Annotated in this window: 11 protein-coding genes; 9 read left to right on the forward strand and 2 right to left on the reverse strand. The window is 36.5% G+C overall.

What is annotated here, in order from left to right; all coding sequences use genetic code 11:
• Positions 1 to 11: 11 nt before the first annotated feature.
• Positions 12 to 923, reverse strand: coding sequence for a 1-phosphofructokinase (gene pfkB, locus BAU17_RS00980; RefSeq protein WP_161900944.1), 912 nt, complete (start codon positions 921 to 923; stop codon positions 12 to 14).
• Positions 920 to 1675, reverse strand: a complete 756-nt coding sequence (locus tag BAU17_RS00985; RefSeq protein WP_161900945.1) for a DeoR/GlpR family DNA-binding transcription regulator — start codon at positions 1673 to 1675, stop codon at positions 920 to 922. Before BAU17_RS00985 ends, pfkB begins: the two co-directional genes overlap by 4 nt.
• A 211-nt stretch (positions 1676 to 1886) precedes the next feature.
• Here BAU17_RS00985 and BAU17_RS00990 point away from each other — a divergent pair, with 211 nt between their 5' ends.
• From BAU17_RS00990 to BAU17_RS01035, 9 genes are all read left to right on the forward strand, one after another.
• On the forward strand, positions 1887 to 3341 hold the full coding sequence (locus BAU17_RS00990) for an alpha-amylase (protein WP_161900946.1): 1455 nt from the start codon (positions 1887 to 1889) through the stop codon (positions 3339 to 3341).
• 129 nt (positions 3342 to 3470) lie between these two features.
• Positions 3471 to 5708 (forward strand): DNA helicase PcrA, encoded by a 2238-nt coding sequence (gene pcrA / locus BAU17_RS00995; RefSeq protein WP_161900947.1) that lies wholly within the window; start codon positions 3471 to 3473, stop codon positions 5706 to 5708.
• 13 nt (positions 5709 to 5721) lie between these two features.
• The gene (gene ligA, locus BAU17_RS01000; protein ID WP_161900948.1) at positions 5722 to 7737 is read left to right on the forward strand and encodes an NAD-dependent DNA ligase LigA; all 2016 of its coding nucleotides are present in this window, start codon (positions 5722 to 5724) and stop codon (positions 7735 to 7737) included.
• A 168-nt stretch (positions 7738 to 7905) separates the two neighbouring features.
• On the forward strand, positions 7906 to 8211 hold the full coding sequence (gene gatC, locus BAU17_RS01005) for an Asp-tRNA(Asn)/Glu-tRNA(Gln) amidotransferase subunit GatC (RefSeq protein WP_161900949.1): 306 nt from the start codon (positions 7906 to 7908) through the stop codon (positions 8209 to 8211).
• A complete protein-coding gene (gatA, locus tag BAU17_RS01010) occupies positions 8211 to 9680 on the forward strand; it encodes an Asp-tRNA(Asn)/Glu-tRNA(Gln) amidotransferase subunit GatA (protein ID WP_161900950.1) in 1470 nt (489 codons plus the stop codon). Before gatC ends, gatA begins: the two co-directional genes overlap by 1 nt.
• Positions 9680 to 11110 (forward strand): Asp-tRNA(Asn)/Glu-tRNA(Gln) amidotransferase subunit GatB, encoded by a 1431-nt coding sequence (gene gatB / locus BAU17_RS01015; protein ID WP_161900951.1) that lies wholly within the window; start codon positions 9680 to 9682, stop codon positions 11108 to 11110. The genes gatA and gatB overlap by 1 nt, the downstream gene beginning before the upstream one ends.
• A gap of 10 nt (positions 11111 to 11120) precedes the next feature.
• Positions 11121 to 12158 carry a diacylglycerol kinase gene (locus tag BAU17_RS01020; protein ID WP_161900952.1) on the forward strand — a complete coding sequence of 346 codons (1038 nt, stop codon included), beginning with the start codon at positions 11121 to 11123 and terminating at the stop codon, positions 12156 to 12158.
• A gap of 97 nt (positions 12159 to 12255) precedes the next feature.
• A complete protein-coding gene (gene rlmD / locus BAU17_RS01025) occupies positions 12256 to 13629 on the forward strand; it encodes a 23S rRNA (uracil(1939)-C(5))-methyltransferase RlmD (RefSeq protein WP_161900953.1) in 1374 nt (457 codons plus the stop codon).
• Positions 13630 to 14734: 1105 nt separating this feature from the next.
• A complete protein-coding gene (locus BAU17_RS01035; protein ID WP_161900954.1) occupies positions 14735 to 15382 on the forward strand; it encodes a hypothetical protein in 648 nt (215 codons plus the stop codon).
• Positions 15383 to 15387: the final 5 nt, after the last annotated feature.

Consider the following 15387-nt stretch of genomic DNA (forward strand, 5'->3'; position numbering starts at 1 on the left):
GGTAAATCCTCCTATAATTTTGTAATTTTTACTTCTGGAAGTAGTTCTTGAATGAAGGCTGCTTCTGCTAAATCGTCTGAAAAGGCGGTTGCACTTCCGCAAGCAACACCCCATTTAAATGCTTCAACTGCATCTTTTGTTTTCGCATAATTGCCGATGAAACCAGCAATCATTGAATCCCCAGCGCCAACAGAATTTTTTAATGGACGTTTCAATACATTTGATTGATAAGTTCCTGATTCTGTGAATAATAGGGCACCATCGCCAGCCATTGAGATAATGACATTTTTTGCACCATCTGCAAGTAACTTTTTGCCGTGGACAATAATATCGTCCATTGATTCAAAAGTTGTGTTGTACAAATCGGCCAATTCATGATTATTGGGTTTTACTAAAAGAGGATGATGACTTAATGCTTGTAGTAAATCATCGCCAGTTGTATCAATAACGAATTCGGCACCTTTTTCTTCAATTAATTGGATTAATTCTTGGTAAAATCCTTTACGTAAACCAGCAGGGGTACTACCTGATAGCACAACGATGTCATCTGTTGTAACTTTTGCCAAAGAGTCTTTTAGCGCTTGAATTTCTTCTTCTGAAAGCGCAGGACCTTGTCCATTAATTTCGGTTTCTTCGGCTGCTTTTAGTTTGACGTTGATGCGTGTATCTTCTTTGACTGGGGTAAACTGACAATCGATATGCTCATTTTTCATCCAGTTTTCAATAAAGGAACCCGTAAAGCCACCTAGAAATCCTAAAGCAGTTGAAGTAGAGTCAATGCGTTGTAAGATACGTGACACATTGATTCCTTTTCCACCAGGGAGTTTGAAATCTTGTGACATACGGTTCACATCACCCATTTTTAATTCATTCACATGGACAATATAGTCGATGGAAGGATTTAAAGTCATTGTGTAAATCATGATTGTACCTCCGTAATTTTAGTATGCACTAGAAATTTTTTTGCCAGTTCTGTAGGCAATGTATTGGTAATTATATTGGCTGCTTCTAGCGGGGCAACTTGAGTAAAGGTTGTCTGTTGTAACTTCGAACGATCCAATAAGACAAAAGCAATTTGACTTTGTGACATAGCAAGTTCCTTAATGACGGCCTCTTCTGGATCAGGGGTAGTGTAGCCAGCTTCAAAATGTGCACCATTCATCCCCATAAATGCTTTATTAAAACGAAATTGCCTTAACTGTTGTAGAGCGAAGTGTCCTAATACAGCGTTTGTAGAGAGTTTGATAGTGCCACCTAAAATAATTGTATCGATTCCACGATCGATTAATAGCGATGCGTGTTTGACGGAATTTGTGACTACTTTAATGGATGCATGGATAGGAATAAAAGGAATCATTTCAATAGTAGTAGATCCAGCATCTAAGTAGATAACATCTTCAGGTTCAATTATTTCAGCAGCAACTTTCGCGATAGCAAGTTTTTCAGCATGAAACTGTTGCTCTTTCTCATCCATCGATGCTTCAAAATTTAATCGTTGTTTTTTCTTGGCACCACCATGAATACGTGTGAGTAACCCTTTTTTTTCCAGACTTTGTAAATCTCGACGAATAGTTGATTCAGATGCTTCGAGTGGTTGTAAAAGTTCGTTGATTGTTACGATATCATTTTCTTCCACACGTGTCAGAATTTGTTGATGTCTCTCTTCTGTAAGCATTTTCATTCACCTCTTCACGAGTATTTTAACATGCGATTTTTTTTAAATCAATCAAAATCGGTAAAAAACAGTCAAAATAATGCAAAGTGTTTTGTTGTTTGTTCTAACTAAGGGGAAAACCAATTGTAACAATCGTTTTATAATCATTTAAATGAAAATAACGGTATACTATTTAATAGTAACAATGTTTAATTTTAAAGGAGGGAACAAGATGTTAAATAAAACAATTTTACAAGGATTTGAATGGGATTTACCTGCGGATGGCACACATTGGCAGACACTGCGAACAAAAGCACAAGAATTGCAGGCATTAGGATTTAATGCCATTTGGCTACCGCCAGCTTATAAGGGTTCATCGGGGATTAATGATGTAGGGTATGGTGTGTACGATCATTATGATTTAGGAGAATTTCAACAAAAGGATACAGTTCCTACTAAATATGGAACCAAAGACGAATATTTACAAGCCATTCAAGCGTTACAAGATCATGGACTAGAAGTTTATGCCGATATTGTTTTCAACCATTTAATGGGAGCAGATGAAACTGAAGTGGTTCCTGCTGTGCAGTACAGTTGGGATGATCGAACAGAAGCAATCAGTGACACAGAAGAAATTGAAGCATGGACCAAATTTACTTATCCTGGAAGAAACGGAAAGTACAATGATTACGTTTGGACTTGGAAAAATTTTTCAGGTGTGGATTTTGATGCGCGTTCGAAATCGCATGCTATTTATAATTTTGCTGGTAAAGGCTGGGACCAAGAAGTTGATAATGAAGATGGCAATTATGACTATCTTATGGGTTGTGATTTAGATATGGAAAATGAAGAGACGATTGCTCAATTGGAAAAATGGGGTAGTTGGTATCAATCGTTAACGAATGTCGATGGTTATCGTTTAGATGCGGTCAAACACATTCAATTTGATTATTATGTGGATTGGTTACTCAATCGACGGGCAGAAAAAGGGAAAAGTCTGTTTGTTGTGGGAGAATACTGGTCAGAAGAGTTGGATAAATTAGAAACGTATCTCAATTCATCTGGGAACTTAATCTATTTATTCGACGTACCGTTTCATTTTCGCCTATTTGAAGCTGCTACATCTAACGGTGAATTTGATATGCGGCAAATCTTTAGTAATACCTTACTTGAAACAAGAGAAGATTATGCAGTCACTTTTGTCGATAACCATGATACCCAAAAAGGACAAAGCTTAGAGTCGTGGATTGACGGTTGGTTTAAAGTGCATGCTTATGCGTTAATCTTATTGCGAAAACAAGGGGTACCAGTCGTTTTCTGGGGCGATTTATATGGAATTCCTACACAAGGTATTGAGCCAGTGGGAGATAATTTACATGCCTTATTAAAATTACGTGCAGATACCTTCTTTGGCAATCAAGTGGATTATTTTGATGACCCTGATTGTATTGGTTGGATTCTCACAGGTGATTTTGAAGAAGAAACATCAGGCGTTGCGGTTGTGATGACAAATGGTGAAAGTGCTGAAAAAGAAATGACAGTCAGTGCAATTCACCGTGGCAAAACATTTGTGGATATTTTAGGTAATAATGAAGCAAAAGTGGTCTTAGACAATAGCGGAAAAGGAGTTTTTCCAGTAAATGCTGGTCAAGTGTCTGTCTATGTGCAAGAAGCATTGATTAAATAAAAAAAGCTGGCTGTCTTTTAAGATAGCTAGCTTTTTCTAAAAAATTGATGTAAATGGTAGTGTTCGGTTTTCTGAAAGCACGGATAATGCTATAATTGAATGGATTGAGAAAGAAAGGATGTTTGTCGAATGTCATCCAATAAGTTTTTACAAGGAATGAATCCAAGACAGAAAGAAGCAGTCATGTGTACAGAAGGACCATTACTACTTATGGCCGGTGCTGGAAGTGGGAAAACGCGGGTTTTAACACATCGGATTGCTTATTTAATTGAAGAAAAAGATGTGAATCCATGGAATATTTTGGCGATCACGTTTACAAATAAAGCAGCAAAAGAAATGAAAGAGCGCGTGAAAACATTATTAGGCACGCAAGGAGAAGACGTGTGGGTTTCTACCTTCCATTCAATGTGTGTACGAATTTTAAGACGAGATGTCGATCATATTGGTTATTCACGTAATTTTACAATCATTGACGGTTCTGAACAGTTGACCTTAATGAAACGTGTGTTGAAAGAACTAAATATTGATCCCAAAAAATATGACCCACGAACTATTTTAGGTGCGATTTCAAATGCTAAAAATACACTATTGACACCAGAAGCCTATCAAAATAATCAAGGAGATTTCTTTGAACAGATTGTAGGTCGTTGTTATGAGATGTATCAAAAAGAATTGCGTCAAAATCAATGTATGGATTTTGATGACTTGATTATGAACACAATTCGTTTGTTCCAAGAAAACGAAGAAGCGCTTGCTTATTATCAACATAAATTCCATTATATTCACGTTGATGAATACCAAGATACAAACCATGCCCAATATACTTTAGTTAATTTATTAGCAGCACGTTTTAGAAATTTATGTGTTGTTGGGGATGCAGACCAAAGTATTTATGGTTGGCGTGGTGCGGATATGCAAAATATTTTGGATTTTGAAAAGGATTATGCGGATGCTCAAATCATTTTATTGGAACAAAATTATCGTTCAACTAAAACGATTTTACAAGCAGCCAATCAAGTGATTCAAAACAATCGCAATCGCCGAGACAAAAAATTGTGGACAGAAAATATTGATGGTCCGCAAATTACGTACTATCGAGGAGAGAGTGAACGCGATGAAGGGCAATATATTGTGCGAGAAATCCAACAGCAAATTGCTCAAAATGGGAAAAATTACGGTGATTTCGCTGTTTTATATCGTACAAATGCGCAATCCCGTGCAGTCGAGGATAGTTTAGTCAAAGCCAATATTCCTTATACAATGGTTGGTGGACATAAATTCTATGACCGTAAAGAAATTAAAGATATTTTGGCGTATTTAAATGCGATTGCCAACCCAGATGATTCAATTAGTTTGGAGCGAATCATCAATGTACCAAAACGTGGTGTTGGTCCAGGTTCTGTTGATAAGTTACGACAATTTGCTAATTTACATGGTTGGCCGTTGCTAGAAGCGGCTCAAAATGTCGAACTGACCAATATTACTGGAAAAGCTAGTCGTGAACTTGGAAACTTTGGACAAATGATGGATGATTTTCATAAAATGATTCCGTATTTAACCGTAACAGAGTTGACTGAACAAGTTTTAGAGAAGAGTGGTTATTTAGAAGAGTTAAAAATCCAAAATACACTGGAATCTCAAGCACGTTTAGAAAACTTAGAAGAGTTCTTAACTGTCACACAAGAATTTGATAAGCAGTACATTAGTCTTGAGAATCCGGAAGAAGACGCAGGGGATAAACTAACCGTATTTTTAAATGATTTGGCGTTATTCTCTGAATTAGATAATGTCGAAGAAGAGACTACTCAAGTGACATTAATGACCTTACATGCGGCGAAAGGCTTGGAATTTCCAATCGTATTTTTGATTGGTATGGAAGAAAATGTCTTTCCTTTATCACGCTCATTGATGGAAGAACGTGAATTGGAAGAGGAACGACGCTTAGCGTACGTCGGAATTACACGTGCGGAAGAAAAGCTTTACTTGACCAATGCGTTCTCTCGTACTTTATATGGACGGACACAGTATAACCGACCGTCTCGTTTCATGGAAGAAATCGATGAAGAATTGCTAGAAAGTACTAGCTCTCGTCCAGCCCAACCAGTGCAACCACAACGTACCTTTAATCCCAAAGTGTTTAAACCTGTTTATCAGCAACCACAAAAAGCCGTTTCTAGTAAAAAAGAGACCGGTGGCGATGCAAGTGACTGGAAAGCAGGCGACAAAGTAGTACACAAAAAATGGGGAACTGGGACTGTAGTGCGTGTCAGTGGCCAAGCGAAAGATCTTGAATTAGATGTTGCTTTTGCGCAACAAGGAGTCAAACGTTTACTGGCGGCTTTTGCCCCAATTGAAAAAATCAACTAAGGAGCGAAGCAAAATGACCGATATTTCCGTTGTTAAACGAATAAAAGAATTAACTGCTGAATTAAACCAGTATGCTTATGAATATTATGTGATGGATAAACCAACTGTAGAAGATTATGTCTATGATCGTCTGTATCAAGAATTAGTGGAATTGGAAACGGCACATCCTGCCCTAATTGCAGAAGATTCTCCAACACAACGTGTAGGGGGCATGATTTTAGAAGGTTTTGAGAAAGCTGTCCATGATATTCCTTTATATAGTTTAAATGATGTGTTTAGTAAAGAAGAGATTTTTGCTTTTGATCAACGCGTTCAAAAAGCTGTTGGACATCCTGTTTCTTATACTTGCGAATTGAAAATTGATGGTTTGTCGGTTTCCTTGCGTTACGAAGATGGGAAGTTTGTCCGAGGGGCGACACGTGGGGACGGCAGTGTCGGTGAAAATATTACTGAGAATCTTAAAACAGTCAAATCAATTCCGATGAAGTTGAAAAAGCCGTTGAACATTGAAGTTCGTGGAGAATGTTATATGCCTAAAAGCTCGTTTATTCGTTTGAATCAAGAACGTGAAGAAGCAGGCTTAGATGTATTTGCCAATCCGAGAAATGCAGCAGCAGGCAGTTTACGACAATTAGATACCCGCTTGGTTGCTAAACGAAATTTAAGTACTTTTTTATATGCAGTGGCAGATGTCGAACCTTTAGAAGCTGAGACACAATATGAAATGCTAGAAGAATTGACACAGCTTGGTTTTCGTATCAACCCAGAAGGTCGGTTATGCGAAACAGTTGAAGAAGTCTGGTCTTATATTGAAGAATTTCATGAGAAACGAATTGACCTTCCGTATGAAATCGATGGTGTAGTTATCAAAGTCAATGATTTTCATCTACAAGAAGATTTGGGATTCACTGTCAAAGCACCTCGTTGGGCAGCTGCTTATAAATTCCCACCAGAAGAAGCACAAACAGTTATTGAAAATATCGAGTGGACAATTGGTCGAACAGGTGTGGTAACACCAACTGCTGTGATGACACCTGTCCGTGTGGCTGGAACGACAGTTAGTCGTGCTAGTTTGCACAATAGTGATTACATTGAAATGAAAGACATTCGTTTAGGAGACACGGTAATTATTTATAAAGCGGGCGATATTATCCCAGAAGTGGCAAAAGTTGTCCTAGATAGTCGTCCAGCTGATAGCCAGCCCTACGAAATCCCGACGCATTGTCCGATTTGTGACAGTGAGTTGGTTCATTTAGATGAAGAAGTGGCTTTACGTTGCATCAATCCAAAATGCCCAGCTCAAATGAAAGAAGGTTTGAGTCACTTTGTTTCAAGAAACGCAATGAATATTGATGGTTTAGGACCACGCGTTTTGGAACAAATGTATGACAAAGGTTTAGTTAAAGATGTTGCGGATTTGTATTTCTTGAAGGAAGAAGAATTATTAACGCTTGATAAAATCAAAGAAAAATCAGCTAATAATATCTTGACGGCAATTGAAGCAAGCAAAACAAATTCAGTCGAACGTTTAGTCTTTGGTTTAGGTATTCGTCACGTTGGCTCAAAAGCTGCTAAGATTTTGATGGAACATTTTGGAGATTTGCGCCAATTAAGCCACGCTACAGTCGAAGAGATTGCTAATTTGCATACAATGGGAACGACCATTGCCGATAGTGTCGTTACCTACTTTGAAAATCAAGAAGTCCATGAACTGTTAGATGAATTGGAAAAAGCCGGTGTGAATTTTAATTATCTAGGTGTGACAACCAGTCAATTAGAGGCTGTGGAATCACCATTTAAAGATAAAACAGTTGTTTTAACAGGCAAGCTGACAAAATACACACGCCAAGATGCTAAAGAGCGAATCGAAAGTTTAGGCGGAAAAGTGACGGGAAGTGTCTCTAAGAAGACGGATCTTGTCGTAGCAGGGGAAGAAGCTGGAAGTAAGCTAACAAAAGCTGAAAGTTTGGGAATCACAGTGTGGGATGAAGACCAGATGATTGAAGCAATCGAAATGAGTCAAGCATAACCTAATATTGACAATAGAATGTCTTCCGCCTATGATAGAGAGCGGAAAAACTGTTTTTTTGTAATTAAAAAGAAAACATTCATGATAATTATTTAATGATTTTCAATTAAGTGATACAATACAGTGAAAACGAAATGCTCAAAACCAAGAGTTTAAAAGGAGGATACTATGGCGATTAGTGAAGAACAAGTAAAACATGTTGCCAAACTAGCAAAATTATCTTTTTCAGAGGATGAATTAAAAGATTTTACCGTACAATTGGGTAAAATTATTGATATGGTCGAAATGTTAGAAGAAGTGGATACAGAAGGTGTACCATTTACTTCAAATGTTGTAGAAACAGTCAACGTATTAAGAAAAGATGAAGCAGTTGAAGGATGGAACCGTGATGAATTAATGCGTAATGTCCCAGAATCAGAAAATGGCTTTATTAAAGTTCCTGCAATCATCGACAATGGGGAGGCAGGCGCATAATGACGAATTTATACGATAAAAGTTTAGAAGAATTACATTCACTATTAGTTTCTAAAGAAATCACTGCAACAGATTTAACTCATGCAACGATTGCTCGCATCAAAGAAACAGAACCTAAAGTAGAATCATTTATTACATTAAATGAAGAAAAAGCTTTGGAATTGGCTAAAGGCATTGACCTAAAAGGCGTATCAGAAGAAAGTATCTTAGCAGGGATTCCAATTGGGATTAAAGACAATATTGTTACACGTGATTTATTGACAACGGCAGCATCAAAAATGCTATATAATTTTGATCCAATTTATGATGCGACCGTAATGGATAAAGTTTATCAAGCAGACATGATTCCAGTTGGTAAATTAAACATGGATGAATTTGCGATGGGTGGAAGTTCTGAAACATCTTATTTCAAGAAAACGAAAAATGCTTGGGATCAAACCAAAGTTCCAGGAGGATCTTCAGGTGGTTCAGCTGCTGCAGTAGCTGCAGGTCAAGTACCAGTTGCTTTAGGAACAGATACAGGTGGGTCAATTCGTCAACCAGCCTCATTCAATGGCATTGTCGGAATGAAACCAACATATGGTCGTGTGTCTCGTTTTGGTTTAATCGCTTTTGCGTCTTCTTTAGATCAAATTGGACCTTTGACTCGTACAGTAAAAGATAATGCGTTAGCTTTAAATGCAATCAGTGGCTATGATCCAAAAGATGGCACTTCTGCAGGTGTAAGTGTCCCTGATTTTACAGCTGGTTTAACTGGTGATGTTAAAGATATGAAAATTGCATTGCCAAAAGAGTATTTAGGTGATGGTGTTGATGCGGATGTCAAAACAGCTATCTTAAAAGCAGCCGATACTTTCCGTGCTTTAGGTGCAACAGTCGAAGAAGTGAGTTTGCCACACTCTAAATATGGTGTTGCTGTTTACTATATCATCGCATCGTCTGAAGCAAGTTCAAACTTACAACGTTTTGATGGTATTCGTTATGGCTACCGTTCAGAAAACGTAAACAGTTTAGATGACGTCTATGTAAATTCTCGTAGTGAAGGTTTTGGTACTGAAGTAAAACGTCGTATCATGTTAGGTACCTTCTCACTAAGTGCTGGTTATTATGATGCTTACTTCAAAAAAGCAGGTCAAGTACGTACCTTAATTAAACAAGATTTTGATAAAGTATTTGCTGATTACGATTTAATTATTGGTCCATCTTCACCAAACGTTGCTTATGGTATCGGTGAAAACATTAATGATCCAATTAAAATGTACATGAGTGATATTTTAACAATTCCAGTGAACCTAGCAGGTTTACCAGGAATGTCTGTACCAGCCGGTTTCTCTGAAGGTCTACCAATTGGTTTACAATTAATCGGTAAACATTTCGATGAGAATACGATGTACAAAGCAGCGTATGCATTTGAGCAAGCGACTGATTTTCATACAAAAAAACCAGTGATTTTAGGAGGAAATAGCTAATGAACTTCGAAACAGTCATTGGGCTTGAAGTCCACGTAGAATTAAAAACAAACTCAAAAATTTTCTCTCCGGCACCTGCACATTTTGGTGCAGAGCCGAATAGCAATACAAACATCATTGATTGGGGTTACCCAGGTGTATTACCAGTGATGAATAAAGCTGCTTTAGAATTTGGAATGAAAGCAGCCCTTGCTCTAAATTGTGAAATCTCTAAAGATACACACTTTGACCGTAAAAACTATTTCTACCCAGATAATCCAAAAGCTTACCAAATTTCTCAATTCGATCAACCAATCGGACATGATGGTTGGATTGAAATTGAAGTCGAAGGTAAAAAGAAAAAAATCCGTATTGAACGTGTGCATTTAGAAGAAGATGCAGGTAAAAATATGCACGGTATCGGTGGCTATTCTCACGTTGACTTGAACCGTCAAGGAACACCATTAATTGAGATTGTATCTGAAGCAGATATGCGTTCACCAGAAGAAGCATATGCATATTTGGAAGCTCTACGCTCAATTATCCTATTTACAGATGTATCAGATGTGAAAATGGAAGAAGGTTCAATGCGTTGTGATGCCAACATTTCTTTACGCCCATATGGTCAAGAAGAATTTGGAACAAAAACCGAATTGAAAAACTTGAATTCAATGAGCTTTGTTAAAAAAGGGCTGGCGTTTGAAGAAAAACGTCAAGCGAAAGTCTTACTATCTGGTGGCGAAATTCAACAAGAAACACGCCGTTTTGATGAAACAACCAGCAAGACTGTATTGATGCGTGTCAAAGAAGGGTCATCTGATTACCGTTACTTCCCAGAACCAGATATTCCACGTTTTGTGATTGATGATGAATGGATTGAACGCGTTCGTGAAACATTACCTGAAATGCCTCAATCTCGTCGTGCGCGCTATATTAGTGAATTAGGGTTGCCAGAATATGATGCAATGGTCTTGACATTAACAAGAGAAATGTCTGACTTCTTTGAACAAACAATTGCTGAAGGAGCCGATGCAAAACAAGCATCAAACTGGTTAATGGGGGAAGTTTCTGCTTATCTAAATAGTGAAAAACTAGAATTAACAGAAACAAAATTAACACCAAGTAATTTAGCAGGTATGATTACATTAGTTGCGGATGGAACAATCAGTTCTAAAATTGCGAAAAAAGTTTTCCGTGAATTAATTACTAACGGTGGAGATGCCAAGCAAGTGGTTGAAGCAAAAGGCTTAGTACAACTTTCTGATCCAGCACAATTATTACCAATGATTAATGATGTCTTAGATAACAATCAACAATCAATTGACGACTTCAAAAATGGTAAAGATCGTGCCGTTGGCTTCTTAGTTGGACAAATTATGAAAGCAACTAAAGGAAAAGCAAATCCAGGAATTGTCAATAAATTGTTACAAGAAGAGCTAGCAAAACGATAAGAGGGATCGAATGAAAAAAGCACGGGTCATTTATAATCCTACTTCAGGAAAAGAATTACTGAAAAAAAACTTAGCAGATATTTTACATGTATTAGAAAAAGCAGGCTATGAAACCAGTGCTTTTGCCACCACACCAACACCATTTTCTGCGCGCGAAGAAGCGCGTAGAGCTGGTGAAGCAGGTTTTGATTTAATTGTTGCCGCTGGTGGCGATGGTACAATTAATGAAGTTGTCAATGGTATCGCACCTCTGAAAAAACGTCCTAAGATGGCGATTATCCCTGGGGGTACCACCAATGACTATGCAAGAGCACTGAAAATTCCGAGAGACAATATTAAAGCTGCTGCAGAAGTTATTTTGAAAAATCAAACGATAAAAATGGATATTGGGAAAACGCCCAAAACCTATTTTATTAACATTGCGGCAGGGGGACATCTGACCGAATTGACGTATGATGTGCCTTCTGAATTGAAAAGTGTTTTTGGCTACTTAGCTTATTTAGTAAAAGGTGCAGAACTGTTGCCTCGTGTAAAACCAATTAACATGCACTTTACGTATGATGAAGGTGAATATACTGGAAATGCGTCCATGTTTTTTTTGGGATTAACAAATTCTGTAGGTGGATTTGAGCAAATTGCACCGGATGCTAAATTAGATGACGGTAAATTTTCATTGATTATTGTAAAGACAGCTAATATTTTTGAAATCATGCATTTAGTGGCACTGATGTTGAATAAAGGAAAACACGTCAATGATCCACGTATTATTTATACGAAAACATCTTTTCTAGAAGTATCGACATTTGATACAAATCAACGTTTAATGATTAACTTAGATGGTGAATATGGTGGCGATGCTCCTATGCGCTTTGAAAATTTGCATCAGCACATTGAATTTTATGCAAATGTGGATAAAATTCCCGATAATGCTGTTATAGGTGATGTTGAACATTTAGATGAGATTAGTCAAGACTTCATTCGTGAAGTAGAAAAACTAAGCGAAGAAGATATTGATGGTGATGGTAAAATTGCTGACAGAAAAGAATAATCAAATTGACTTTAAAACTAGAACGTTTTTGAGAATGTTCTAGTTTTTTTAAGTAATAAAGTAAGTGTAGAAAAGCTTAACGACGAAGGAGAACAAGATGAAAGAATATCCAGTAACAAAAAACCAAGAGATTCAAGTAACAATTATTGATTTAACACATGAAGGAATGGGTGTCGCAAAAGTTGATGGCTATCCAATCTTTATTGAAAATGCATTACCACAAGAAGAAGTACGTGTAAAAATTCTTAAAGTAGGAAATAAATTCGGTTTCGGAAAAGTTATGGAATTCATTACAGAAAGTCCAGAGCGTCAAACTGTTGAAAATGAAGATCTATTACGTACCGGTATAGCCCCTTTGAGCCATTTAAATTATGCAAAACAATTAGAATTTAAACAACATCAAGTGCAAAATGTTTTAACTAAAATTGCTAAAATGCCTGAAATTAAAGTTGCGGAAACAATCGGTATGGAACAACCTTTTGGCTACCGTAATAAAGCCCAAATTCCTGTACGTAAAATTGATGGGGTATTAACAACAGGTTTTTATCGCAAAAATAGCCATCAATTGATTGCGATGGAAGATTTTTATATTCAAGATCCAGCCATTGATCAAGCAATTGTTGCTGTCCGTAATATTTTACAACGTTTTAACATTAAAGCTTACAATGAAGAAGCAAATGAAGGCTTCTTACGCCACATCATTGTTCGTCGTGGACATTATTCTCATGAGATGATGGTTGTGTTAGTAACACGTAAACCGAAATTCTTTAAAGGGATAGAAATTGCCAATGTGATTCATGAAGAATTACCAGAAGTTGTATCAGTAATTCAAAATGTTAATGAAGAAAAAACGAATGTCATTTTAGGTAAAGAAGAAAGAGTTTTATTTGGTAAAGCATATATTGAGGACCAATTATTAGGAAAAACATTCCGTATCTCTTCGAAATCATTCTATCAAGTCAATACAGAACAAACAGAAGTATTGTATCAAAAAGCTATTGAACTTGCGGATTTAAAACCTACAGATGTTGTTGTTGATGCCTATGCCGGTATTGGTACTATTGGATTATCTGTTGCTGATAAAGTAGACCATGTCTATGGAATGGAAACAATTAAAGAAGCCGTAGATGATGCTCGAGAAAATGCCAAATTAAACAATATCACAAACGCTACGTATCTTGTAGGAAAAGCAGAAAAAATTATGCCACAATGGGCAAAAGAAGATGTTGCACCAAATGTTGTCTTTGTTGACCCACCACGTAAAGGGTTGGATCAAACATTTATCGAAGCAGCTTGTGAGATGCAACCAGAAAAAATTGTTTATATTTCATGTAATCCATCAACGATGGCCAGAGACTTAGTTCACTTTGCTGAATTAGGGTATCATACGGATAATGTACAACCTGTTGATTTATTCCCACAGACTTATCATGTTGAGACAGTTATGGTACTATGCCCTAAAAATGCGTAGAAATCCTTAGTTTCAAGCTGTTTGGGTCACATGTGTCATTTAGCTCAAATGGGGATAAAATACGAAATCAAGTAGTTATTGATTATTATGAGTTTTCTGTTCTAATTGAACTAGAGTGCGGGACATGTCGAATAAACTACTAGAATAAAAGTTAATATTATTTCTTAGAAGAACGTTATTTATGGCGTTCTTCTTTTTTATAACAAATTTTTTAAAATTCAATTGAACAGTTACGTTATTTTTTTTGCATCAGAAAGGGCTGAATTTGATGAGTATAATCAACGACAACCATCAGATAAAAAAAGTGATGGAACCATCCAACGATTTAGAAAAAATAAAGGGTATGAATTGGATAGGCTACATTAGATTAAAGAGAAAAGATGTGGTGTGTGTAAACTTGAAATAAATACATTGGAGGAGACATCTTATGACAAACAGACTGCGCGGACAAAGAAAAATCTTATCTACTATGGCTTTGCCAAATGGATATTGATACGTCATCTGCATTCGAAGGAGTCTTTGAAAAGTTGAGAGACTTTCAAGAAAATTTAACCTCGTAGTGTATTGATGGCAAACGATAAGTTTCTAAAATAAATGCAGCTATCAACTATATCATTAGCGAAAAAAACAGGCTTTATAAACTTAATTAAAGAATAAATAAGAATGCTACAGTGTTTAAAGAAAAAACATTTAAAGTGGTGGACTTATGACGAGTCGCATCAAGACAGTTTACAGAAGAATATTTTATCAAAAAGTATTTTCGTTTTCAGAGGTGGTGATAAAATCCTTTTTTATTGCGTTCATATTTTTATAATGTCTTATTTGTATCTAATAAACAATATGGAAAATTTAGCACATGGTGGCCATCCAGTTTTGAGATGGAATATGTGATAATATCTTCGTACGGACTGGCCCATTCGGGAACATTAGATGAATAAAGAAAAATCTACAAAGAAGATTGACGGCACCATCGTGACAATTATGGCTCTCGATTAAGTGATTCGTTTTGGAAACGATAATGGTGCCAGCGTTTATGGTGTTAGAGATTTGTTCTTCCTTTGAACAAAATTCTATCGTATAATTAAATCATACTAGTCGCAAGAAGGTGCAAAAGTTGAACATAAATGAGTATATTGAATTAGCAAAGAATGATTTTCAACTTGCTATCACGTATGACATAAAGAGTGATGATAACGTGGTGGCTAAGGCGATTTATAAAAATGTTTTTGATTTTTACAATCATGACAGTGAATTCAGTGGGGATGTTGTTTTTTCATGGAAATCTTCTTCGCTCGTTAAGGATGGGGTCTTCATCGGTAAAAGAGTAGATAAAAAGTATAACAGAATTGAGAACAATCATTATATTGGCAATTTATTTCCCAATTCTCTAACTGATAAAAAATTTAGTTTAAACACCAATCGAAATGGTACTATGGGAGATTTTCCGCATGATTATTTTGATATCTTTTTGACGCACGTTGCCAAATATGGTTATGGTATCAAGGATATTCCTATTGAGGTAAAGGAATACTATCCGCTCAAAAGAGCTATTTTGCATGATAAGAATTTAGATTTTTTTAAGTCATTTAAAACATTTGATAACTATCTGGAAAAGAATTTCTTCACTGAAATTTGGAAATATATTTGCAATAAGAAACCATTCTCAGATATGAAATTTGAAGAATACAAAGAAGAATCCTTAAAGTTAATCAAAAGTCGAGGAGAGCAAATGGTTCAGAAATTAATAAGATAATAAAC

The organism is Candidatus Enterococcus willemsii (assembly GCF_009933335.1).
Taxonomy (GTDB): Bacteria; Bacillota; Bacilli; order Lactobacillales; family Enterococcaceae; genus Enterococcus_F; species Enterococcus_F willemsii.

Bases quoted from the DNA above. Each gene is read 5' to 3' on its own strand.
- BAU17_RS01020 (WP_161900952.1), top strand. From the start codon at position 11,121: ATGAAAAAAGCACGGGTCATTTATAATCCTACTTCAGGAAAAGAATTA.
- gatC (WP_161900949.1), top strand. From the start codon at position 7,906: ATGGCGATTAGTGAAGAACAAGTAAAACATGTTGCCAAACTAGCAAAA.
- pfkB (WP_161900944.1), bottom strand. From the start codon at position 923: ATGATTTACACAATGACTTTAAATCCTTCCATCGACTATATTGTCCAT.
- ligA (WP_161900948.1), top strand. From the start codon at position 5,722: ATGACCGATATTTCCGTTGTTAAACGAATAAAAGAATTAACTGCTGAA.
- BAU17_RS00985 (WP_161900945.1), bottom strand. From the start codon at position 1,675: ATGCTTACAGAAGAGAGACATCAACAAATTCTGACACGTGTGGAAGAA.
- gatB (WP_161900951.1), top strand. From the start codon at position 9,680: ATGAACTTCGAAACAGTCATTGGGCTTGAAGTCCACGTAGAATTAAAA.
- pcrA (WP_161900947.1), top strand. From the start codon at position 3,471: ATGTCATCCAATAAGTTTTTACAAGGAATGAATCCAAGACAGAAAGAA.
- rlmD (WP_161900953.1), top strand. From the start codon at position 12,256: ATGAAAGAATATCCAGTAACAAAAAACCAAGAGATTCAAGTAACAATT.
- BAU17_RS00990 (WP_161900946.1), top strand. From the start codon at position 1,887: ATGTTAAATAAAACAATTTTACAAGGATTTGAATGGGATTTACCTGCG.
- gatA (WP_161900950.1), top strand. From the start codon at position 8,211: ATGACGAATTTATACGATAAAAGTTTAGAAGAATTACATTCACTATTA.